Here is a 22531-nt window from a genome sequence, read left to right as displayed (position 1 = left end):
TCACTGGACGCAGAGCGTCCCTTGAGGCATTCCCACGCAGAGCGTGGGAACGATCAAAGCCGGGAACGATTAGATCGTGTCAGCGCGGTTTGTACTGTCAGCCGAGCATTTCCCGCAGGCGATACCAGAACATGCCCAGTGCCAGCAGTGGCGAGCGCAAGGCCGGGCCGCCGGGGAAGGTCATGTGCGGCACGCCGCTGAACACGTCCATGCCCTGACTGTGACCGGCGTGGATCGCCTCGCCGAGCAGTTTCGCGCACCAGTGCGTGACGTTCAGGCCGTGACCGGAATAGCCCTGCGCGTAGAACACGTTCGGGTGTTGCTTGAGCCGGCCGACCTGCGGGAAGCGGTTGGCGGTGATGCCGATCTTGCCGCCCCACTGGTAATCAATGCGCACGTCCGCCAGTTGCGGGAAGACTTTGAGCATCTTCGGTCGCATATAGGCGGCGATGTCCGCCGGATCGCGCCCGGAATAATGGCAGGCACCGCCGAACAGCAAGCGCCGGTCCGCCGAGAGCCGGTAGTAATCGAGGCCGACTTTCTGGTCACACACCGCCAGATTCTGCGGAATCAGTTGCGCGGCGCGCGCCTCGGACAACGGTTCGGTGGCGATGATGTAACTGCCGGCGGGCAGGACTTTGCCACTGAGTTGTTGTTCGAGCTCGTCCAGATGCGCATTGCAGCCGAGCACCAGACTGCCAGCCCGCACCGTGCCGGTAGCGCAACGCACCTGCACGGTCGGGCCGTGGATGATTTCCAGCACTTCGCTCTGCTCGAAAATCTTCACGCCGAGCGCCGCTGCCAATCGCGCTTCGCCTTGCACCAGATCGAGCGGGTGCAGGTGCCCGGAACCCATGTCCACCAGACCGCCGGCATAGATGTCTGAGTTGACCACCTGCTGGCGAACCTGCTCCGGGCCGATCAGCCGGGTTTCGTGGGCGTAACCGAGTTCGGCGAGGTCGACCAATTCATCCTTGAAGGCAGCGAACTGCGCCGGGGTATTGGCCAGATCGCAGAAGCCCCAGCGCAGGTCGCAATCGATGCCGTTATCGCCGATGCGCTGACGCACCAGCTCCACCGAATCGATACCGGCGCGCTGCAAATAACGCACGCCGTCCTGGCCGACATACTTGGCGAAACCTTCGACCTCATGGCCGATGCCACGGATCAACTGACCGCCATTGCGCCCGCTGGCGCCCCAACCGATGCGCCGGGCTTCGATCAACACCACCGACAGTCCACGCTGGGCCAGTTCGATAGCGGTGTTGACCCCGGTGAAGCCGCCGCCGATCACGCAGACATCGGCGGTCAGGTCACCGTCCAGCAACGGATACGGTGTGCTCGCCCGGGCCGAAGCGGCGTAGTAGGAGCGGGCGTGTTCTTGGGTGTACTGATTCATTTGTTCGACTTCACTTTGCTCCAGGACCGGGTCATCAGACGCATGATCGCCTGGGGCGGGGTGGTAGAGATGTAGAGCTTGTCGAGGACTTCCTGAGGCGGATAGACCTCAGGATTGTTGACCAGCTCCGGATCCATGTATTGCTTGGCGGCCGGGTTCGGGTTGGCGTAACCCACCGAAGCGCTGACCTTGGCGATCACTTTTGGATCAAGCAGGTAATTGATGAAGGCGTGGGCTTCTTTGGTGTTGCTCGCATCGGCGGGGATGGCCAACAGATCAAACCAGAGGTTTGCGCCTTCCTTCGGAATGGCGTAGGCGATGTTCACGCCATTCTTGGCTTCCTTGGCGCGGTTGGCGGCCTGGAACACGTCGCCGGAATAACCGAAGGCTACGCAGATATCGCCGTTGGCCAGGTCCGACACGTACTTCGAGGAATGGAAATAGGTGATGTACGGGCGGATGCTCAGCAGCTTCGCTTCCGCCTTTTTATAGTCTTCCGGGTTCTCGCTACGTGGGTCCATGCCCATGTAGTTGAGCACGGCAGGGAAGACTTCGTCGGCGGAGTCCATCATCGACACGCCGCACTGGGTGAGTTTTTTCAGGTTCTCAGGCTCGAACAGCACGGCCCACGAATCAATGTGATCGATGCCCAACACTTGCTTGACCTTGTCGACGTTGTAACCGATGCCGTTAGTGCCCCACAGGTACGGCACCGAGTGCTGGTTGCCCGGGTCGTTTTTCTCCAGCAGCTCAAGCAGCTTCGGGTCGAGGTTCTTGAAGTTCGGCAGTTGCGCACGGTCGAGCTTGAGGAACGCGCCGGCCTTCACCTGACGCGCGAGGAAGTGGTTGGACGGCACCACCACGTCATACCCGGTGCGACCAGCGAGCAGTTTGCCTTCGAGGGTTTCGTTGGAGTCGAAAACGTCGTAGATCACCTTGATCCCGCTTTGGCTCTGGAAGTCGGCGAGGGTGGTTTCGCCGATGTAGTCGGTCCAGTTGTAGACGCTGACTTGTGGCTGGGCTTGGGCTGCGACGCTGCACATCAGGGCCAGAGCGGCGGGAACCATGGTTTTCAACAGACGCATATCTACACCTCTAATTTTTTGGATTTTTCAGGTGGTTCTTTGCTGTTTGAGCTGCCGCAATCGCGAGCAGGCTCACTCCTACATTCTGGAATGCGTTCCCCTGTAGGAGTGAGCCTGCTCGCGATAGCGGTGGTACTGACAACGAAGGTCTTAAACGCTCAGCATCAGGAACTCACGCTCCCACGAGCTGATCACGCGCTTGAAGTTTTCATGCTCGGCACGCTTCACCGCGACATAACCACGGACAAACTTGTCGCCGAGGTATTGCGCAACGGTTTCGCATTCTTCCATCTGCGTCAGCGCTTCCTCGATGGTGATCGGCAAGCGCAGGTTGCGGCGTTCATAGGCGCGGCCCTGTACCCCGGCACTTGGCTCGATACCTTCGACCATGCCGATGTAACCGCAGAGCAAACTGGCGGCAATCGCCAGATACGGGTTGGCATCGGCACCCGGCAGACGGTTTTCCACACGCATCGCTTCAGGGCTTGAGGTCGGCACACGCAGGCCAACAGTGCGGTTCTCTTCGCCCCATTCAACGTTGACCGGTGCTGAGGTGTCCGGCAGGAAGCGGCGGAACGAGTTGACGTTCGGCGCGAACATCGGCAGCACTTTCGGGATGTACTTCTGCAAACCACCGATGTAGTGCAGGAACAGCTCGCTCATCTGCCCGTCAGCATTGGCGAAGATCGGCTTGCCGGTGGCGATTTCGACCACGCTCTGGTGAATGTGCATGGCGCTGCCCGGCTCATCGCCGATCGGCTTGGCCATGAACGTCGCCGCAACGTTGTGCTTGAGTGCAGCCTCACGCATGGTGCGTTTGAACACGGTGATCTGGTCGGCCAGATCCAGTGCGTCGCCATGACGGAAGTTGATTTCCATCTGCGCCGGGCCGTCTTCGTGGATCAGCGTATCGAGGTCCAGACCTTGCAGTTCGCACCAGTCGTAGACGTCTTCGAACAGCGGATCGAATTCGTTGGCGGCATCGATGGAGAACGACTGCCGACCGCTTTCCGCACGGCCCGAGCGGCCCAATGGTGCCTTGAGCGGCAAGTCCGGGTCTTCGCAGCGTTGAGTCAGGTAGAACTCCATTTCCGGCGCCACAATCGGCTTCCAGCCTTTGTCGGTGTAGAGCTGCAAGACTTTCTTCAGCACGTTGCGCGGCGACAGTTCGATCGGGTTGCCGAACTTGTCGAAGGTGTCGTGGATGACGATGGCGGTCGGCTCGATCGCCCATGGAATCACGTAGACCGCGTCAGCCACGGGCTTGCAGACCATGTCGATATCGGCAGGATCGAGCAGGTCGTAGTAGATGTCGTCGTCGACAAAATCCCCGGTTACCGTTTGCAGCAGCACACTTTCCGGCAGGCGCATGCCTCGCTCATGCAGGAACTTGTTGGTTGGTGCGATCTTGCCGCGGGCAATGCCGGTCAGGTCGCTGACCACACATTCGACTTCGGTAATCTTGTGATCTTTCAGCCACGTGAACAGCTGATCGAAAGGGGCATTCATAAAGACCTCGTTATTGGTTTTATAGACGCCGGGGAGGGCGGGTTTCATCTTCCGCCCCTTCCCCTGTGGCGCGTTGACGACTATCTTGGGCGAGCCTTGCAGTTCCATCTATCCACTTTAAGCAGCACCAAAGCGCACCAAAAGAGTGCGCAAGGTCACCCCATGACAACGTGCAATCCGCTCCAGGTTCAAGCGTTCAACACCGCCGATGTGGCCGAACAAGTCCGCGCGACACCAGGCTGGGTTCAGCATTACCAACAGATGTCGCCGGGCCATTTCGCCGGGCAGATCCGCTATCTGGATCTGCAGGGTGTCGAGGTCTATGAAGAGCAGATGAACACCCGCGTCGAGCAGAATTTCAGTGCGCCGTCGGGTGCTCTGGCGTTCTGTTTTGATCGCAGCGACAACGCGCTGTACCTGCTCAATGAAGAGAGCCGCAACATCTGGATCACCCCGGAGAACTATCAGGAAATTGCCGTGGTGTTCGGCCCGGAATTCGTCCGCCAGCACGGTCTGAATGTGGCGAAACTCGAAGGCTTGTTCATGACGCAACTCAATTGCGGGCAGAACGCCTTGTTCAGTCGCTGGTTAAGCTCGACTCTCACGAAGGTGTCGCAAGCTGTTGATCTTCTTGATAAAGATGCTCTGACGAAACAGCTGCTGGAAGACTGTCTGTTTATTCTCGACAACGCTCACGCCAGCCTCGATCGTGGTGGCTTACAGCGTCGTACCGAAGAACGAATGATCATGAAACGGGTGGGAGAGTGGGCGGCGGATTCGCCGGAAGACACGGTCAATCTGCTTGAGCTTTCGCAGGTGGCAGGGGTGCCATTGCGGCAATTGCAGCAGGCGTTCAAGGCCTACACCGGGATGACGCCAAGTCACTGGCTGCGCCTGCGCCGGTTGAACAGTGCACACCGTGAGTTGCTCAAATGCCGGCCCACGGAAACGACGGTGGCCGAGGTGGCGATGCAGTGGTCGTTCTGGCATTTGGGAAGGTTTTCCAGCAGTTACCGGGCGTTGTTCAAGGAGTTGCCGAGCGAGACCTTGAAGCGCTCGTGAATGACTTCGTGGATAAAAAGGCTTTGTGTCGGCGCGCAAGTTAAATAGAATCACTCTCATTTGAAACTGACTTCGCGCAGGACTCTTGAGATGACTGAAGCAGCGACGCCATCGCCGCAGCACCTGCACGAACTGTATCGCGATCACCGGGGCTGGCTGGAAACCTGGCTGCGGCGGCGCATGGGCAATGCCTGGGATGCGGCGGACCTGAGTCAGGACACCTTCCTGCGCGTGCTGTGCAGTGCGCAACCGATCGCCGACATGCGCGAGCCGCGCGCGTATTTACTGACCGTCGGCAAACGCCTGCTGAGCAACTTCTACACCCGCCGCTGTCTGGAAAAAGCCTACCTCGAAGCCCTCGCGCAATTGCCTGAAGAGTGCGTGCCTTCGCCTGAACAGCGCTGGCTGCTGCTGGAAACACTGCAAGCGCTCGACGAATTACTCGATGGTTTGCCCCGAGCCGTGCGCCGGGCCTTTCTCTTGAGTCAGCTCGAAGGCCTCGGATACCGCGAAATCGCCGAGCGCCTGCAGGTCTCCGAGCGCACAATAAAACGTTATATGGCAATGGCCTACGAGCATTGTTTGATGTTGGATCTATGATGCGCGTAGCACCCAACACCGAAGCTCGTGAAGTCGCGCGTGCCGCCGCACAGTGGTTGACATTGCTCGAGTCCGGCGAAGCCAGTGAAGCCGATCACGTGCGCCTTAAGAGCTGGCGCGACAGCGATAGCCGCCATGAAAACGCTTGGCAGAAGATTCAATTACTGCGCCAGCGCTTTTCCAGTCTGCCAGCAGAATTGGCCATGGCCACACTCGATCGCCCGGATCTGGCGCGGCGTGCAGCTCTGAAAAGGGCGCTGGGTCTGGCGGCTTTGGTGCCGACGGCGTGGTTGATCAGTCGCCAGTTGCCGCTCGACGTCTGGCGCGCGGATTTGCAGACTTCCACCGGCGAGCACACACGAATACGGTTGGCCGACGGCAGCACCTTGCAACTGAACACCGCCAGTGCGGTTAACGTCGATCTGGCCAGCCGTCAGTTGACGCTGGTGCGCGGCGAAATGGCGCTCAACGTTCCGGGTAGCACGACATTGACGGTCAACGCGCCGTACGGTCGGATCATTGTCAGCCGCAGCGAAATCTGCGTGCGCCTCAACGAGCGTGACTGCAACGTGTCGGTGGTCAGCGGCTCGGTGCAGTTGCAGCCGCTGCACGGGCCGGCGCTGCAGTTGAACGCCGGGCAACAGGTCAATTTTCAGGCCTCCGGCGCCGGACCGGTCGCGCTGTTCGACGCCAAAATGCCGGGCTGGCGTGACGGTGTGTTAATGGCGCAAAACCAGCCGTTGGGGGATTTCCTGCGCGAGTTGAGCCGTTATCGCTCGGGTCTTTTGCGCTGGGAGCCAGCACTTGAAAGTCTGCGTGTCACCGGCAGTTTCCGTCTCGACGACACCGATAAAGTGCTGGCCCTGCTGGCGGCGAGCCTGCCGTTGGAGGTGCATTCGCGCACGCGTTTCTGGGTAACGCTGGCGCCGCGAAAAAATATCGTCTGAAGCCTGTCCCTTTTTTTCGCCTCACCGGTCATTGCAGGTAAGTGAACAAAATCTGGAGCTTCTTCCAATGCCCGCAGTATTCCCAAGTCGTTTGCGTCCGTTGTTGCAGTTGAGCCTCCTGCTGAGCCTGAGTGTCAGCCCTGTGTTGATTCAATCCAGTTGGGCCGAAGACGCCCGGCGCAGCTATCAGGTGCCGGCTGGCAGCCTGAGTGCAGTGTTGACAAGATTTGCCGGTTTGGCCGGGGTCAATCTGTCGGTCGATCCGGCACTGGTGAGTGGCCGCAACAGCAACGGTTTGTCGGGCGAGTTTGGCGTGGAGGAGGGATTCACCCGGTTGTTGCTGGGTTCCGGTCTGCAACTGCAACCGCTGGGCGAGCAGGCCTACACATTGATTCCAGCCGCCGAGGGCAGCAGCCTGCAACTGGCGCCGACGTCGATTCTTGGTGCCACCGGTTCCAGTGATGCCGATGTGTTTGCCGGCGGCCAGGTTGCGCGGCGCGGCTCGCAGGGTTTGCTGGGGTCGAAAGACTTCATGGAAACCCCGTTCAGCATGACCACTTACACCAGCGAAGCCGTGAAAAACCAGCAGGCACGCACGCTGGGCGATCTGATCGCCAGCGACCCTTCGGTGCGCGCGACCAACCCGGCCGGTGGTCGCTACGAGCAGTTCACTATCCGTGGTTTCAGTCTGTTCAACAGCGACGTGGCGTACAACGGGCTCTATGGCGTACTGCCGACGTACACCATTGACATGGAAATGGCCGATCGTGTGGATATCATCAAAGGCCCGAGCCAACTCATCAACGGCATTTCGCCGCGGGGCAGTGTCGGCGGGGGGATCAACGTGGTGCCTAAGCGTGCCACCGACAAACCGATCACCTCGCTGACGGCCAATTACGCGTCGAATAATCAGGTCGGCGGCGCGGTGGATGTCGGCCGGCGGTTCGGTGAGGACAATCAGTTCGGCCTGCGCTTCAACGGCGTCAAACAATCCGGTGATACCGAATGGGATCATCAAAGTGTCGACCGTGACATGGCCGTGCTCGGCCTGGATTTTCGCGGTGAGCGCTTGCGACTTTCGACCGACATCGGCCACACCGAGCGCGATACCGACGCGCCGCAAGAGCGCGTGCAAGTCGCCGCCAATGCCAAGGTTCCGAGCGCCAATAAGGTGCATCGCAACTACGCGCAACCGTGGAGCCAGGCGAAAACCGAGGACACCTTCGGCACAGTCAACGCCGAGTTCGACGTCAATGACTCGGTGATGCTGTACGGCGGCGTCGGCGCGCGCAAAAGTAATCATGACTTCTTGCGCCACGCCGTTTCCGTCACCAACGATGCCGGTGATTTCAGCGTACTGCCGCGCGACTTCACCCGCGACGAGAACGTGCGCACGGCCACGGCCGGCGTGCGCAACTGGTTCCATACCGGGCCGGTGAGCCATGAGGTCAACCTCGCGGCCAGCTACTTCTACATGGATTTCGAGAACGGCGGCGCGCGTTACGCGGCAGGGCGCAGCAACCTGTATGACCCGGTGGAAACAGCAAAACCCGGCACGCCGACACGCAATGACGCCAAGGTCTACACGGAAAACCGCTTCAGCGGCGTAGCGCTGTCCGACACCCTGGGCTTTTTCGACGATCGATTGCTGCTGACCCTCGGCGCTCGCTGGCAGCGGGTGAAAGTTGATGACTGGAGCGATGACGTCAAAGGCGACACGGCTTACGACGAAGAAAAGGTCTCGCCATCGGGCGGGATTCTGTTCAAGGCGACAGACAAGCTGTCGCTGTACGCCAACTACATGGAAGGCCTGAGCCAAGGCAAGATCGCGCCGTCGACTTCCATCAACGAAGACGAAATCTTCCCGCCATTTATTAGCCGCCAGGTTGAAGTCGGTGCCAAGTACGATGCCGGCGCCTACGCGTTGACCGCTGCGGTATTTCGCATCAAGCAACCGGCGTACGAAACCAACGCCACCACGCGAGTCTTCGGGCCCAATGGCAAGCGCGAGAACAATGGCGTGGAGTTGAGCGTGTTCGGCGAACCGCTTAAAGGCTTCCGTTTGCTCGGTGGCGTGATGTACATCGACAGCGAATTGACCAAGACCACCAATGGCACCTTCGACGGCAATCGCGCGCCGGCGACGCCGAAATACAACGTCAATCTGGGTGCCGAGTGGGATGTGCCGACGGTGCAGGGGCTGACGCTGACAGCGCGGGGTATCTATTCGAGTTCACAGTATCTGGATCAGTCCAACGAGAAGGAAATCGATTCCTGGGAGCGCTTCGACGTAGGGACGCGCTATGCGTTCAAGGTTGACGACAAAACCATCACCTTGCGCGGGAATATCGAGAACGTGCTGGATAAGCGTTATTGGAGTTCGGCAGGGGCGTCCGATGACAGTGAGCCAGGATTGACGTTGTCGACACCGAGAACCTACCTGCTTTCAGCGACGGTGGATTTCTGATTCCACTCGGCAAATCTTAAGCAATCGGGAGTGCTATCAGCGAACGGCCCCACTCTTACAGTGATGTCCTGACCACCAATGGACAGTCAACTCGCTGAGTTCCCGATAGCTCAAGGGTCTCGATCAGATGCCGTGCAGCCTGGCGCCCAATCTCGTAGTACGGTAGTTGCACGGTGGTCAGCGGCGGGATGAACAACTCGGCAATGCCGATCATGTTGTCGTAGCCGAGCACGGCGACATCGTCGGGAATTTTCAGACCACGCCCCAACAACAGCTGATAGGCACAAAAGGCAATGCGGTCGTTGCCACAGATCAGAATATCGAATTGGGGACGACCATCAATGACATGCCGGTCGAGGATAGCGGCTGTTTCACTGTAGGCATCATGATCGGAAAGGTCGTATTGCAGGAGCGTGTCAGGCGCCAGTCCGAATGCCTGACAGGCACGCTGCAGGCCTTTTTTTCGCAGCCCCCATGCCAGACTCTGTTTCGGCAGATTGATACACAGAGGCCGCTTGTAGCCGAGGCTCAATGCGTGGTGTACGGCGCGGTACTGGCCCATTTCGTCGTCGGGTACATAGCTGACGAGGTCGCTGTCATCTGCCAGACAATTGGCGAGCACCAGAGGCTTGCTCTTCAAGCGCTCGGGAATGCTGACCTGGCGAAACCCCATGGCGCTGAAGATCAAACCGTCCGGACGGTGCGACAGCATCAGGTCGATGTTCTGGTCGGTGGGCGGATTGCTTAGCAGGTTGAGGATAAAGACATTCCAGCCGGCTTGCTGCGCGGTCTGTTCAATGGACAGCAGCAGCTCGACCGCGAAGGGCGTGGTCGCAGTGTCCAGCGCGAACACGCCGATGGTGCGCGACTGCAGGTTGTCACCGCGCATCTTGCGCGCTGACAGGCTGGGTACGAATTGCAGTTCATCAATGGCACGACGCACCCGTAGAAGGGTTTCGGGGCTCAGTTTTTCCGGAGTATTGAGCGCTCGAGACACCGTCATCAGGGACACGCCGGCCAGTTGTGCAACGTCTTTCACTGAAGTCATGCGAAGTGCGGCCGGTCAGGTTGACGCAGAATCATGACACAGGGCCCGGGCTTCTCGCGACCCGAATGACGCCGCTCATGACCATCCAGAATCGAGCGGCCATGCCTTGGCAATCGAGACGCGGCCGCCACTCCCGCTCGCCACAAGCTTCACACCCAGACTGTCGGAGCGCGGATAGAGGCGACTGCTGAGGCTGAAGCGTCCGTTTTCGTCGAATACCTCAATGGATGAGCGATCGAGAAACACGCGCAGCTCGAGTCGCTCTTGTGTCGGGTCTAGCGAGACGCTGCGCTGGCCGGTGACTTGCGCACCCGAGCGGCTACGGTCAAGCACCAGGCGCTGCAGTGATGCATCGTAATAGAGCAGGGTTTCTTCACGGCCGTCGTCGCTGCAGCGCAAGGCGACTCCCAGGTGACCGTCAGTGCAGCCGAGCAGATCCAGATGCACATGGATTTCGAGCATGTCGCCGTTTACCTCCGGCACCCAGCGGGTTCCCGACGCTTCCCACCACGGCGTCCCCGGCAATTGCGTCATTCGCAGCGCGCTGAGTTCCCGTGCCGGATACACGCAAAGGCGATCGGCGCACAGTTCCAATTCGCGGGGCAATCCGAGCATGCCGCACCAGTGATGGGCCTGGCTCGGCATCGGGCTTTCCCACATGTCCAGCCATGCCCAGACGAGGCGCCGACCATCGGCGGCCAACAGCGTTTGCGCCGCATAGAAATCATGGCCGTTATCCAGCTCGATAAAAGGCCCGCCCGTGAAGTGCCACTGGTTGTCGAGCTGGCCCACTCGATAACCGGTATGGTACTTGTTGAGCCGGTCATAACCGTCGGCTTGCATGCCTTGTGGTGAGTACAGCAGCACATCGCGTCCATTCAGTCGAAACAGGTCCGGGCATTCCCACATATAGCCATCGCCCTCGCTGCCGGCGGACACATAGTCGAGGAATTCCCAGGCGTGCAGATCCGTGGAGCGGTACAGCGGCAGTAGCGGTCTGTCGCCCAGACGTGCGCCGGCAATCAGGTACCAATAGCCATCCGCCTGCCAGACCTTGGGGTCACGGAAGTGCATGATGGTGTCTTGCGGCGCGCTGTCGATCACCGCGCCGTGTTTGACGAAGCGGATGCCGTCGTTGCTGGTTGCCAGGCACTGAACCTGTTTGATCAAGCGTTCGTCACCCACCTCGCCCAGCCACGTGTGCCCGGTGTAGATCAGCACCAGGGTATCGCCACAGACCACGGCGCTCCCGGAAAAACAGCCGTCGCGGTCGCAGTCATCGCCGGGGGCCAGCGCAATGGGCAGGTGCTGCCAATGCACCAGATCGGCACTCTTGGCGTGGCCCCAATACATCGGGCCCCATTTCGCGTCGAAGGGGTGATGCTGATAGAACACGTGGTACTCGCCACGGAAGTAAACGACCCCGTTAGGGTCGTTCATCCAGCCTGCCGGCGGGGCAATATGATAACCGGGTCGATAATCCTCGATGACGCGAGACTGGCTGTCAGCCAGGGCGCGCTGCGCAAGGTCAAGGGACGAAGACATGGGATCGCTCGCGGTATTCAAAGACAAGGTCATAGGGCGTGTGCTCGGATTGAGCGCAGAGAGAGGTCATCCGCCACGGATTCAATGGCGTGCGGCTGGCGCTTCAGTGCCGTGCCGTCGGCGTCAAACAGGTGGATCTTGGCGATGTCCAGTTGCAGTTCGACCCGATCGCCTGTCTGCCAACCGGCGTTGACTTCACAACGACAGATCAATGGCTCGTCCTGCCCGGTATCGAGGTGCACATAGGTTTCACTGCCCAGGTATTCGACCCCGGTCACGACAACGCCAGCCGTTCCCGGCGCCGCTTTGAGCGACAGGTGTTCCGGGCGGACGCCCAGGCTCAGCGAGGCGTCCGTCGCCAGGTTCGAGCTGTCAAAGGGCAGGGTGGTCATCCCCAAAACGGCAGCATCGATCAGGCTGGTTTCACCCGGCGCCTGCAGGCGTGCCGACAGGAAATTCATTTTCGGCGAACCGAGAAAACCGGCGACAAAGCGGCTGGCCGGGCGCTCATAGAGTTCGCGCGGTGAGCCGACCTGTTCGATATGGCCGCCATTGAGCACGACAATTTTGTCGGCCAGGGTCATCGCTTCCACCTGATCGTGAGTGACGTAGATCATGGTCGAGCCCAATCGGTCATGCAGTCGGGCGATTTCGTTGCGCATCTGCACCCGCAAGGAGGCATCCAGGTTGGACAGCGGCTCATCGAACAACAGAATGTCCGGTTCCCGTGCCATGGCCCGGCCCATGGCCACACGCTGACGCTGCCCGCCAGACAGTTCTTTTGGTTTGCGTTGCAGCAGTTTGTCCAATTGCAGGATTTGCGCGGTTTTCAGTACGCGCTCGCGCAGGCTGCTCTTTTCAGTCTTGGCCAGTTTGAGACCAAAACTGATGTTGTCGTAGACGCTCATGTGCGGGTACAGCGCATAGGACTGAAATACCATGCCGACGCCACGCTCGCGCGGTTCCAGGTCGTTGACCCGGCGCCCGTCGATCAGCAGGTCGCCGGCACAGATCGAATCCAGTCCGGCGATCAGGCGCAGCAGCGTCGACTTTCCGCAGCCCGAAGGGCCGACGAAGACTACGAATTCACCCGCAGCGATCTCCAGGTTGATGTCGCGAAGAATCCGCGCGCCGCCCAATTGTTTGTTGACGTTGTCCAGTTTCAATTTGATCACGATGCTGTTCCTTGTCTTTGTTGGGCATCAACCCTTTAACGCGCCGGCAGTGAGACCGGAAACGATTCGGCGCTGGAAGATCAGCACCAGAATCACCAGTGGGACGGTGACCAGCACCGAGGCAGCCATCAACAAGCCCCAAGGCAACTCATGGGGGCTGCCGCCGGAAATCAAGGCGATGGCAACCGGCACCGTGCGTTGGCTGTCGGTGAGGGTAAAAGTCAGTGCAAACAGAAACTCGTTCCACGCGGCGATGAAGGCCAACAAGCCTGTGGTGACCAGTGCTGGCCAGAGCATCGGCAACAACACGCGGGTCAGCGTCACCCAGGGTGAAGCACCATCCATGATTGCCGCTTCCTCCAGTTCATGGGGCAGTTGTCCCATGAACGTGGTCAGCACCCAGACGGTGAAGGGCAGGGTGAAAATCGTGTAGCTGAGGATCAACGCCCACGACGTGTTGTACAGGCCCAAGGCGCGGATCACTTCGAACAGTCCCGACAGCACCGCGACTTGGGGAAACATCGACACGCCAAGGACCATCATCAACACCGTGCCACGCCCACGGAATTTGACCCGGCCCAAGGCATAGGCAGCGGTCAGGCTGAGGAACAGCGCCAGGGTGACCACGCACAGCGCAACCACCAGCGAATTACCGATCGCCCGCAGGAATGAGGCCTGGTGGAGGATCGCCGCGTAATTGGAAAAGTCGGGATGTTCGATCCAGTAGCTCACCTCGAACAACGCGCTGGAGGGCTTCAGCGAGGTCACGATGGCGTAGTAGAACGGGAAAACCGCATACAGCAGCAACACTCCGATCAGGCTCCAGAAGCCGAGGCGCAACAGCGCTTTTTTCAGCAGGCGCGGGCTCATGCGCGGACCTCCAGTTGACTGCGTCCGAGGTAGAGATAAAGCATGGCGATCACCGCGACCACCAGAAACAACAGCGTCGAAGCGGCGCTGCCGTAGCCAACGTCCTGGAATTCCACCAGATGCTGACGGGCATACACCGACATGCTCATGGTGCTCGACGAGTTAGAGGTCAGCACATAGATGACGTCGAATACCCGCAGGGAATCAAGGATGCGGAAGATCGCCGCCACCAGCAGTGCAGGCATCAACAGTGGCAGCGTGACGCGCCAGAACACTTTGAGCGGATGAATGCCATCGACCCTGGCCGCTTCGTAGCAATCGCTCGGCAACATCTGCAAGGCCGCCAGCATCAGCAGCGTGACAAAGGGCACGGTCTTCCAGACGTCAACGATGATCACCGCCCACATCGACAGGTCGGCATCTGCCGTCCAGGCCAGAGGGGCGTCAATCAGGCCGAGGCTGAGCATCAGGTGATTGATGATGCCGAACTGGTCGTTCAGCATCCATGACCAGATCTTCGCCGAGACAATCGTCGGAATCGCCCACGGAATCAGAATCAACGCCCGCACCAGCGAACGGCCGGTGAACTTGATGTTCAGCAGCAACGCCACCAACAGTCCCAGCACGACCTCCAGCCCCACCGAGACCACCGTGAAATACAACGTGTTGCGCACCGCATTCCACCATTGTGGATCGACGAGGATGCCCGACCAGCCGGCATCGCTGAACAACAGATAATTGCTCAAGCCTATGAAGGTTGCGCCACCGGTGTCTGCCAGGCTGGCGTCGGTCAGGCTGAACCAGAATGTGCGCAGCAGCGGCCACGCAGCCACCAGAGCCAGGCAGACCAGCATTGGCGTCAGAAACAGCCAGGCAGCGCGCACCCGGCGACGTTGTGCAGGCGTTTCCCTCGCGAGCAGCAGCTCGTCAAAGGGGGCATGGGTCGTAGAGACAGACATGGTGATTTCCTTCCTTGTGGCTTACCAGTTCCGGCGTTTGATGCGCGTGAGTTCGCTTTCCAGTTCGGCCAGTGCCTGATCGACGGGCAACTCGCCGGCCAGCACGCCATGCACCCGATCGAAGAACGCATTGGAGACCCGTGGATAGCGATCGGCAGTAATGGCGGCGGGGCGCATGACCCCAGCGTTGAGAATGCTGTGCAGCTGAGCGTAATAAGGCATGGCCGCGAGCAACTCGGGATCTTGATACAGCGACTCGATCACCGGGTTATAGCCGCCTTTCAGCGCTCGACGTTTTTGCTCTTGGGCACTGCTCAGGTAGCTCACCAGCTCGGCGGCAAGTTTCGGATGGGCGCTGTAACGCGAGACCGCCAGGCCCCAGCCACCGAGGGTGGAGGCATGCTCGCCGGTCTCGCCGCCGCGGGGCAGGGGAGCGACGCCGACCTGGTCTTTTACGGCGCTGTCCTGGCTTTGCACCAGGGCCCAGACATAAGGCCAGTTACGCATGAACAGTGCATTGCCTGACTGGAATACGCCACGTCCTTCTTCCTCGGTGTAATTGAGCACGCCACGCGGGGAGATGTCGCCGACCCAGCTTTTCGCCAGGGTCAACGCCGCTCTTGAGGCCTGACTGTTGACCACGATGTCGCCGCGTTGATTGATCAGTCCGCCTTGCGGCTGGCTGCTGATCCACTCCAGCGCATTACACGTCAGCCCCTCGTAGGCACGTCCCTGAAAGATGTAACCCCAGAGATTGGCGTTGCCGGCGTCGCGCTCGGCCTGTTGCACAGCCCTGGCGGTAGCGGTCATTTCCTCCCACGTTTGAGGAACCTGCTTGGTGTATTTCTCAAGCAAGTCTTTGCGGTAATACAGCAGCCCCGAGTCGGTGAACCACGGCATTGTCACCAGCCGTCCGTTGACCGTGGCGTTATCGACCTGGGCCTGGAAGTAGCCTTGGGTCGCGTTGGCGGGCAGCACCTCACGCAGATCCATCAGGTGTTTGGCCAGCATCCCCGGCCACACCATATCGATTTGAATGATGTCGATGTCGGTGGACTGCGCACTGAGGATCTGCTGGTAGAACGACAACCTCTCGGTCGCCGAGTTAGGCGTGGAGACCACCTCGACGTTGTTGCCGGTCTGTTTCGACCATGCATCGACAGCCTCTTTGCACAGTTGCAACTCCGCACCCACCGCACCGCAGGAGATCGTCAGATCGGTTGCGTTCGACACGGATGGCAGTGCGGCAGACAGGCTGATGAATGCGATTGGCAGGAGCGATTTCAGGTGTTTCATCGAGCGTCCTTTATTTTTGTTTTTAGAAAAGTTAACGTTAACATCGCCAAATGTAGCAGCGTATTTGCGAGGAGGCATCCTTTTTTTTGTCGTTTGTGACAACTCGCGACTCACGCAAAAAAGGCAACTGCGGCAACCAAAAAATAAAAACAAAACAGGGAATCAACATGCAGAAAGGATCAAGCTGGCTACTGGTCGGCGTGCTCGGCACATCGGCGGCGGCTTCTCAGGCCGCGACGCTGGAAGAGCGCATGGCCGCACTTGAAGCGCGTGCCAGCGCAGCGGAAAAGCGTGCAGCCACGGCCGAACAGCAGACCCAGGCACTCGCCCGGGAATTGCAGCAGATCAAATTCGCGACACCGCCCTCACAGTCAGTCGCGTCTAACGCAACAGCCATTTCGGCGCCTGCTCTGGACACCCGACTGGCAAAACTCGAAGCCCGTCAGCAAAGCCTGGAAAAGGAGGGCAGTACCGCGAACCTCACCGATGGCTTCAGCTTCAATGGCTATGCGCGCTCCGGATTGCTGGTCGACGAGGGGCTGGGTGGTGGCCGTGGCGGCCCTTACACAACGCCGGCCGGTTCTGTGGGCGGGGCAGTCGGGCGACTCGGCAACGAGGACGACACCTACATGCGCATCGACCTGTCGAAAGAGATCTATGCGCAAAACGGCACCCGATCAAAATTCACCGTCTCCATCGCCGACGGTGTGGAAAGCTCCAATGACTGGACGGCCGACGAAAGCAATCTCAACGTACGTCAGGTATTCACCACGCTCGACCATGTCGCTGCGTTCAAAGGCAATTCAGTCTTCGAGAACGCTACGCTGTGGGCGGGCAAGCGCTTCGATAGAGATAATTTCGATATCCACTGGCTGGACTCCGACGTCGTTTACCTGGCCGGCACCGGCGGTGGAATTTACGATGTGCAGATGAACCAGCATTGGCGCTCGAACTACTCGTTGATTGGGCGTAGCTACGGGGATTTCAGTCAAGGCGGAATTAATGCCGATGTGGAAAGCTACATCCTGACCTCCAACCAGTTCTTCGAGGATGGCCAGTGGCAGTGGATGTACAACGCCATCGGCGCAAAGAAAAACGATGTCGGCACCCGCACCAATAAAGCCGGTTTGACGCCTGCGGATAGCGGTTTGCACAGCATGCTGGCCAATCACCAGAAAACCTTTTTCGGCAGGGAAGGCTTCTTCAAAACGGCGCTGCTCTATGGGCAAGGTCTGGGGGCAGAGGTCAAGAACGTTGGCTCGGATGGTGAACTGATCGACGAGGCCCGCGCGCTGCGTCTGGCACTTTACGGGGAGACCCCGCTGACCTCTGACTGGCGCATCGGGCCCAGCTTGCTGGCCGAACAGAGCAAGGACAGATACGTCAAAGGTGACGACTATCGCTGGCTGACCGTGAACGTGCGCTTGGCCAACAAAATCAACAGCAACTTCGAAATGGCCTACGAAATGAGCTGGCAAACCATGAACCTCGACCCCAAGGGCTATCTACAACGTAATGCGGTCGATGGTAACTTCTGGAAATTCACTGTCGCCCCGACATTCAAGCTTGACGTTGGCGATCTACTCACGCGTCCGGAGCTGCGAGTGTTCGCCAGCTACATGAACTGGTCTTCGGATCTGGACCGGTTCAGTACGACAGACGCCTTTGGCATGTCCGACTTCCAGGCAGGAGGGGTGTGGCAATACGGCATCCAGATGGAAACCTGGTTTTAATCGTTGAACGCACTTGCCATAGTGCAGTGCTGGAGCGGCGAAGGATGCTCCAGGCTGATGATGTCGTTTTTTCCCAGGATGGATGATTACCCAATGCTCAAGTTCAATGCTCATCTCGGTTTCCAATTCAATGAATTGCCTTTTCTGCAACGCATCGAAGCCGCCGCAGCCGCCGGTTTCCGGGCAGTGGAGTTCCCGTCGCCGTATGAATTCGACGCCAGTCTGCTTGCCGACCATCTAGCCCAATACAGTTTGCCGTTGATTCAGTTCGCCGCTCCGGCGGGCGTGACCAAAGGCATCGCCGCGTTACAGGGCAGGGGCGAGGAGTTTCGTGACGGGTTGCTCCAGGCCGCCCGCTACGCAAAGACCTTGGCGTGTGCGGATGTCCACATCATGTCGGGCGTTACCACGCAGAATGATGCTGAGCGAACCTACGCGGGCAACCTGGAATATGCGGTGAAGTACCTGGAAGACCAGGGGCTGCGGCCACTGATCGAAGTGATCAGCGCGGAGGCGATGCCAGGCTATTACATGTCTGACTTCAGCAAGGCGCAGCAGGTACTGGAGACCTTCCCGAGTGTTGGGCTGATTCTTGATCTTTACCATGCGCAGCTTTTGACCGGAGATGCAGCCGATGTGCTGGCGCGTTTCTATGACAGAACCGTGCATGTGCAAATAGCCGATTGCCCGGGTCGTCACGAGCCGGGAACGGGGAGTCTCGACTTTGCTGCGTTGTTCGCGGCGCTGGAGCAACGCGGATACGCCGGATGGATCGGGTGTGAATATCGTCCTTCTGGATCGACCGTTGCGAGTCTTGACTGGATCAAACAGCTGAGTGTTTAGGTCCTAGACGAAAATCTTTGAGTCGCTGATGTAGGAACATCGCCGCCATCAAAGGCAGAAGCCCTTGATGGCCGAGCGAGAAGAACTCATCGATATCGGCCTGACGTTGGCGAGTAGGGGGGAGTAAATGCCTGATGCGGTTTTTGTAAGCCGAACTATTTTGTTCGGAGATTGTGATCCGGCAGGGGTGGTTTACACCCCGCGATTCTCATATTTCGCTGTAGAGGCCATTGGTGTAGCACTCGACAGATGGGTAGGGGGGCCGGGGCTTAGAGCGGTGATGAGTTTTAATATATTGCCGCCGGTGCGTGCGATGTCGATCGAGTTGCTGGCTCCGGTGACGTGGGATGACGAAATGATTATTAAAGTTGGCGTGGCCAGGTTGGGCGAGCACTCTTTTACTTTTTTGGTTGAGGGGTTTATAGGCGAAGGCGTGCTGGCATTTACCGCGAATGTCACACACGTTTGTGTCTCACCGGAAAGTAAAGAAGTTGTACCCATTCCAGCTCCGTTGCGAGCGCTTCTTTCATAGACGATCAGACGGACTCAAAAAGTTCGGGGGGGGGGGGCAAGTGGCCGGTTGTGGTCAAAATCTACCGTTCCTCACCGGGAGCAATCGGCCAAAAGCGGTCATCGCGGGTCTACAAAAGCAGGGGCTGTTTACAGCGATTCCGGTTTACTCAGTGTGATGCGACTTCGCAAAACGCTTCATTGGCAAGGTCGAACGATCGACACAGCTCTAAACCAAGACTTGCATGATGCTAGCAGCATCAAATAGCCATTACATAAGAGCGTGATTTGCCTGATACTGCGCGCCGCAACTCAGCCTTATTCAGGGACCCACTCTCATGGACGATTTTTTGCAAACCGTGGCTCTGCTGCGCGCGAGGTATCAGCGCCCGGCAGACTTCAACCTCTTCTCCGTACTCCGCAGCGCGAGTGACGAGGTTCGGCTTCACTCGCGCTTCCTCGCCTTCTTGCTCGACCCAAAGGCAACCCACAATCAGGGAACAGCTCTACTGAATCTCCTGTTGAAGCGACTGGGCATCCAGAACTTCGATTCAGAGAATGCGATTGTCGAGGTCGAGTACCAGAACATCGACATCTTGGTCCGCAACCAATCCAAGCAGGCAGTGATCATCGAGAACAAGATCTACGCCGGCGATCAGGACGAACAGCTCTGGCGCTACCACCAGCGAATGCGGGCAGAAGGCTACGGCGAGATTTGGACCACGTATCTCACCCTGGATGGTTCCGAGCCCAGTGAACAGAGTCGCAAGTCTCTGCCTGTAGTTCTTCTTAGCTACGAAGCTGAGATCATCGCTTGGTTGAAGGACTGTATTCCCCTGGTTGCCCGCGAGCCCGGCGTGCGGGAAAGCGTTTTTCAGTACATCGAACTACTCCAAAAGCTGACATCCAGTGACCAGGGTGAGATCTACATGAGCAAGCTAAAAGAACAGATCCTGCTGGGCGAGAATCTCTTCGTGATCGCCGACATCAACCATGCATTCAAGTCCGTACTGGCCGATCTACAGTTCGATATTTGGGAGCGCATGACGGCTTGCCAAGCGAGCCAATATCCGCAACTCGGCAAGCCCGAAATTTCGGCCACGAAGGAGGCGGTTTCCGCCTATTATAAGAAGGCCAAAAACAGCAAATACATTGGCCTCACTTTCCCCTTCCCGTTTATGAATGGTGGCGTGTACATCGAACTCAACCACCGCCTCTACGTTGGCTACTACTGTGACGGTGAGCAGTTCCCGGAAGACCGGGAGCGCCTTTTGGCGCTGAGTCGAGAGATCGCACCCAACACTCGCAATTCGGGCAACCTGTTCTGGAAGTTCTCTAAGTTCAATGTGAACCTGCATGCCCCTTCCAATGAGGACCTGGCCCTCCTCCGAGATCCCGAGACGAGGGAGTCGATTGCCGTCAGCCTGATAGATGACGCTCATGAACTGTGGCAGCGCGCTTACCAGCAGTTCGCCTGACCGCATTTGGCCGATTTCTGCCACTGATCAGAGGCAGCTATGGGTCGATTTCAACCGGTCGTGGAAGGCAGAAATCGGCCAAAAGCGGCCTGTCGACACCGGCGCACCCAATCCTTGTGCGATACTGCGTTCATGAAACTAGACACTGTCCTAGGCGACTTCTTCCTAACGTTCGGCAAAGACCTCCACATAGAGGCCAACCATGCTCTATTACGGTTGGGTGACTTCGCTAAAAACCTCTACCTCATCAAAGCTGGTGCAGTGCGGATCTGCGTGCGCGACCCAGAAGGTTCGGATATCAGCGTCCAATTCTTTTTTGAGGGCGAGGTCGTTAGCTCTCTGGAGAGCCTGGTTAGCGGCTGTCCAAGCGAGTTGGAAATTATCACGATGGAAGCGTGTCACCTGTGCGTGCTAGACCGGGACACCGTTCAGGCGCAGATCCTGTCGAAACCAATCTTGCAGACTCAGTTGCTGGCACTCACGCAGTTGCGACTGGCCGACTACATCAAGCTCTACACCAGTGCCATCTCGCAAACCCCTACAGAACGATATCTGGGCATGCTCTCCACTCAGCCAGATCGATTGGCAAGAATCCCCATGCACGTGCTTGCAGGTTATCTCGGGGTGACCCCAGTTCACTTGAGCCGAATTCGGCGAAAGCTGAAAGCGAGCGCAGACAAAACCGGCATCTGAACATATGTAAATGACAACATAACGCCAGAGAAGCACGATTGGCCTTCACCACTGCTCTGGCCAATCTCCGGCAGCTAACGGGCTGATGTTTCGAAACAGCCCCCTACCCTTAGTTACCACAGTAGTGATGAGACTTTTTAAGCATCCATCCACTTCTGGAGGTACCTCGATGGCATTGAATTTACTGGATGTACTGCAGATTTCCGGCGCAGCACTTCTGACTTGGGCATTGGTCAAGCTAGCACGGTGGCTTTGGATCTACCTCTGGCTACCAGCGCGATTCAACGGCCAATCTTTAGCCAAACGCTACGGTCAAGGGAGCTGGGCATTCATCACTGGTGCCAGCGACGGTTTGGGCAGAGCTTTCGCCCGCGAATTAGCACACTGCGGCTTTAACCTGATCTTGGCAGCACGTACCCAGTCCAAACTTGACCTCCTCCAGAGCGAGTTGCAGGAGTTGGGGGTTCAAGTTCGAACTGTCGCGCTTGACCTGTCGGATTCGGCCCCACACACCTATCAAGCCTTGGCCGCCGCCGCAGAGGATGTTGATCTTTCGGTGCTGATCAACTGTGTAGGCACCACAGTACATCGGCGTTATGCGGATGTGCCGACTGCCACTCTACGCCGTTTGCTGGCAGTGAATGTCAGTACCACCGCTATCGTGACCCATACGTTGCTGCCTGGACTCCTCAGGCACGCCTCCTCGACGGGAAGACGTGCAGCACTTCTTAACGTAGGCTCCATAGTGGGGCGCTTTTATTGGCCGGGTACGCAGATCTATGGAGCCTGCAAGGCTTTCGTTGATCATCTCACTGTTCCGCTGGCATTTGAGTATTCAGATCAACTCGACGTTTTGTCCTTCCAGCCCACCGTCATGTCGACAGCTATGGCAGCAGGCACAGAACCTGCTGCCATCACCATTTCACCAGAAATGGCTGCCAGCGCAGCACTGTCTCATTTAGGCCACACACTCGCATCTCATGGCCACTGGCGACACGGTCTACTGGCGGCCCTTTTCACTATCCTTCCCGCCCGTGTACGAAATGCAGTGCAACTCAGCGGAGCGTTGGAGATGGGGAGAGTTGAAATGACCAAGGGCGAATAGGCCCTAGGCGTCGAGCGTCCCCTTTGCTTGCTTCTCGCCAATGCACCCCAGACCCAACAGCAGCTTTAGGTCAATAGCTGCTTCGCTAAGGGCATCTATGGGTCGGACGCTGACAGCTGCGACAGACCGCTTCTGGCCGATTGCCGTCCACGAGCATCAATTTTCGAGCAACCTATGAGTTACTCTCGATCAAAAGTGATCGCAGAG

19 protein-coding genes are annotated in these 22531 nt (G+C 58.4%); 10 read left to right on the top strand and 9 right to left on the bottom strand.

The window, feature by feature from the left end:
* Positions 1–97: 97 nt before the first annotated feature.
* The 3 genes from VY732_RS14860 to VY732_RS14850 form a co-directional block, all read right to left on the bottom strand.
* Entirely contained in the window at positions 98–1399 is a 1302-nt protein-coding gene (locus VY732_RS14860) for an NAD(P)/FAD-dependent oxidoreductase (protein ID WP_331691069.1), read from the bottom strand.
* Positions 1396–2484: a polyamine ABC transporter substrate-binding protein gene (locus tag VY732_RS14855; RefSeq protein ID WP_077572813.1), complete on the bottom strand. Its 1089-nt coding sequence runs from the start codon at positions 2482–2484 to the stop codon at positions 1396–1398. The genes VY732_RS14860 and VY732_RS14855 overlap by 4 nt, the downstream gene beginning before the upstream one ends.
* A 150-nt stretch (positions 2485–2634) precedes the next feature.
* Positions 2635–3993, bottom strand: coding sequence for a glutamine synthetase family protein (locus VY732_RS14850; protein WP_331691068.1), 1359 nt, complete (start codon positions 3991–3993; stop codon positions 2635–2637).
* 162 nt (positions 3994–4155) lie between these two features.
* Here VY732_RS14850 and VY732_RS14845 point away from each other — a divergent pair, with 162 nt between their 5' ends.
* The 4 genes from VY732_RS14845 to VY732_RS14830 all read left to right on the top strand — a co-directional run bounded on the left by VY732_RS14845 (position 4156) and on the right by VY732_RS14830 (position 9069).
* Positions 4156–5055 (top strand): helix-turn-helix domain-containing protein, encoded by a 900-nt coding sequence (locus tag VY732_RS14845; RefSeq protein WP_331691067.1) that lies wholly within the window; start codon positions 4156–4158, stop codon positions 5053–5055.
* Between the two features lie 90 nt (positions 5056–5145).
* Entirely contained in the window at positions 5146–5655 is a 510-nt protein-coding gene (locus tag VY732_RS14840; RefSeq protein WP_331691066.1) for a sigma-70 family RNA polymerase sigma factor, read from the top strand.
* The gene (locus VY732_RS14835; RefSeq protein WP_331691065.1) at positions 5655–6602 is read left to right on the top strand and encodes a FecR domain-containing protein; all 948 of its coding nucleotides are present in this window, start codon (positions 5655–5657) and stop codon (positions 6600–6602) included. Before VY732_RS14840 ends, VY732_RS14835 begins: the two co-directional genes overlap by 1 nt.
* Positions 6603–6669: 67 nt before the next feature.
* On the top strand, positions 6670–9069 hold the full coding sequence (locus tag VY732_RS14830; protein WP_331691064.1) for a TonB-dependent receptor: 2400 nt from the start codon (positions 6670–6672) through the stop codon (positions 9067–9069).
* A gap of 55 nt (positions 9070–9124) precedes the next feature.
* Here VY732_RS14830 and VY732_RS14825 read toward each other — a convergent pair whose 3' ends face one another.
* From VY732_RS14825 to VY732_RS14800, 6 genes are all read right to left on the bottom strand, one after another.
* Complete coding sequence (locus VY732_RS14825) at positions 9125–10117, bottom strand: LacI family DNA-binding transcriptional regulator (RefSeq protein WP_331691063.1); 993 nt, start codon at positions 10115–10117, stop codon at positions 9125–9127.
* A gap of 75 nt (positions 10118–10192) precedes the next feature.
* Entirely contained in the window at positions 10193–11662 is a 1470-nt protein-coding gene (locus VY732_RS14820) for a glycoside hydrolase family 32 protein (protein WP_442968544.1), read from the bottom strand.
* A gap of 29 nt (positions 11663–11691) precedes the next feature.
* Positions 11692–12837 (bottom strand): ABC transporter ATP-binding protein, encoded by a 1146-nt coding sequence (locus VY732_RS14815; protein ID WP_331691061.1) that lies wholly within the window; start codon positions 12835–12837, stop codon positions 11692–11694.
* A 27-nt stretch (positions 12838–12864) separates the two neighbouring features.
* Entirely contained in the window at positions 12865–13707 is an 843-nt protein-coding gene (locus VY732_RS14810) for a carbohydrate ABC transporter permease (RefSeq protein WP_331691060.1), read from the bottom strand.
* Entirely contained in the window at positions 13704–14666 is a 963-nt protein-coding gene (locus VY732_RS14805) for a carbohydrate ABC transporter permease (protein WP_331695832.1), read from the bottom strand. The genes VY732_RS14810 and VY732_RS14805 overlap by 4 nt, the downstream gene beginning before the upstream one ends.
* A gap of 21 nt (positions 14667–14687) precedes the next feature.
* Complete coding sequence (locus VY732_RS14800) at positions 14688–15962, bottom strand: ABC transporter substrate-binding protein (protein WP_331695831.1); 1275 nt, start codon at positions 15960–15962, stop codon at positions 14688–14690.
* A 167-nt stretch (positions 15963–16129) separates the two neighbouring features.
* Between VY732_RS14800 and VY732_RS14795 the strand changes: the two genes are divergently transcribed.
* The 6 genes from VY732_RS14795 (at position 16130) to VY732_RS14770 (ending at position 22324) form a co-directional block, all read left to right on the top strand.
* Positions 16130–17695, top strand: coding sequence for a carbohydrate porin (locus VY732_RS14795; protein WP_331695830.1), 1566 nt, complete (start codon positions 16130–16132; stop codon positions 17693–17695).
* Between the two features lie 93 nt (positions 17696–17788).
* Positions 17789–18538 carry a hydroxypyruvate isomerase family protein gene (locus VY732_RS14790; RefSeq protein ID WP_331695829.1) on the top strand — a complete coding sequence of 250 codons (750 nt, stop codon included), beginning with the start codon at positions 17789–17791 and terminating at the stop codon, positions 18536–18538.
* A gap of 127 nt (positions 18539–18665) precedes the next feature.
* Positions 18666–19070, top strand: a complete 405-nt coding sequence (locus VY732_RS14785; protein WP_331695828.1) for an acyl-CoA thioesterase — start codon at positions 18666–18668, stop codon at positions 19068–19070.
* A gap of 316 nt (positions 19071–19386) precedes the next feature.
* A complete protein-coding gene (locus VY732_RS14780) occupies positions 19387–20526 on the top strand; it encodes a PDDEXK-like family protein (RefSeq protein ID WP_331695827.1) in 1140 nt (379 codons plus the stop codon).
* Positions 20527–20658: 132 nt separating this feature from the next.
* Positions 20659–21219: a Crp/Fnr family transcriptional regulator gene (locus VY732_RS14775; RefSeq protein WP_150775363.1), complete on the top strand. Its 561-nt coding sequence runs from the start codon at positions 20659–20661 to the stop codon at positions 21217–21219.
* A gap of 169 nt (positions 21220–21388) precedes the next feature.
* Positions 21389–22324, top strand: a complete 936-nt coding sequence (locus VY732_RS14770; protein WP_191630217.1) for an SDR family oxidoreductase — start codon at positions 21389–21391, stop codon at positions 22322–22324.
* Positions 22325–22531 lie beyond the last annotated feature (207 nt).

Source organism: Pseudomonas sp. ZY71, from assembly GCF_036542145.1.
Taxonomy (GTDB): Bacteria; Pseudomonadota; Gammaproteobacteria; order Pseudomonadales; family Pseudomonadaceae; genus Aquipseudomonas; species Aquipseudomonas koreensis_A.
This window is presented reverse-complemented; position numbering and strand designations above follow the sequence as displayed.

Bases quoted from the DNA above. Each gene is read 5' to 3' on its own strand.
- VY732_RS14845 (WP_331691067.1), top strand. From the start codon at position 4,156: ATGACAACGTGCAATCCGCTCCAGGTTCAAGCGTTCAACACCGCCGAT.
- VY732_RS14825 (WP_331691063.1), bottom strand. From the start codon at position 10,117: ATGACTTCAGTGAAAGACGTTGCACAACTGGCCGGCGTGTCCCTGATG.
- VY732_RS14795 (WP_331695830.1), top strand. From the start codon at position 16,130: ATGCAGAAAGGATCAAGCTGGCTACTGGTCGGCGTGCTCGGCACATCG.
- VY732_RS14770 (WP_191630217.1), top strand. From the start codon at position 21,389: ATGGCATTGAATTTACTGGATGTACTGCAGATTTCCGGCGCAGCACTT.
- VY732_RS14835 (WP_331691065.1), top strand. From the start codon at position 5,655: ATGCGCGTAGCACCCAACACCGAAGCTCGTGAAGTCGCGCGTGCCGCC.
- VY732_RS14785 (WP_331695828.1), top strand. From the start codon at position 18,666: ATGCCTGATGCGGTTTTTGTAAGCCGAACTATTTTGTTCGGAGATTGT.
- VY732_RS14810 (WP_331691060.1), bottom strand. From the start codon at position 13,707: ATGAGCCCGCGCCTGCTGAAAAAAGCGCTGTTGCGCCTCGGCTTCTGG.
- VY732_RS14840 (WP_331691066.1), top strand. From the start codon at position 5,146: ATGACTGAAGCAGCGACGCCATCGCCGCAGCACCTGCACGAACTGTAT.
- VY732_RS14780 (WP_331695827.1), top strand. From the start codon at position 19,387: ATGGACGATTTTTTGCAAACCGTGGCTCTGCTGCGCGCGAGGTATCAG.
- VY732_RS14800 (WP_331695831.1), bottom strand. From the start codon at position 15,962: ATGAAACACCTGAAATCGCTCCTGCCAATCGCATTCATCAGCCTGTCT.
- VY732_RS14790 (WP_331695829.1), top strand. From the start codon at position 17,789: ATGCTCAAGTTCAATGCTCATCTCGGTTTCCAATTCAATGAATTGCCT.
- VY732_RS14855 (WP_077572813.1), bottom strand. From the start codon at position 2,484: ATGCGTCTGTTGAAAACCATGGTTCCCGCCGCTCTGGCCCTGATGTGC.
- VY732_RS14830 (WP_331691064.1), top strand. From the start codon at position 6,670: ATGCCCGCAGTATTCCCAAGTCGTTTGCGTCCGTTGTTGCAGTTGAGC.
- VY732_RS14820 (WP_442968544.1), bottom strand. From the start codon at position 11,662: ATGTCTTCGTCCCTTGACCTTGCGCAGCGCGCCCTGGCTGACAGCCAG.
- VY732_RS14850 (WP_331691068.1), bottom strand. From the start codon at position 3,993: ATGAATGCCCCTTTCGATCAGCTGTTCACGTGGCTGAAAGATCACAAG.
- VY732_RS14805 (WP_331695832.1), bottom strand. From the start codon at position 14,666: ATGTCTGTCTCTACGACCCATGCCCCCTTTGACGAGCTGCTGCTCGCG.
- VY732_RS14775 (WP_150775363.1), top strand. From the start codon at position 20,659: ATGAAACTAGACACTGTCCTAGGCGACTTCTTCCTAACGTTCGGCAAA.
- VY732_RS14860 (WP_331691069.1), bottom strand. From the start codon at position 1,399: ATGAATCAGTACACCCAAGAACACGCCCGCTCCTACTACGCCGCTTCG.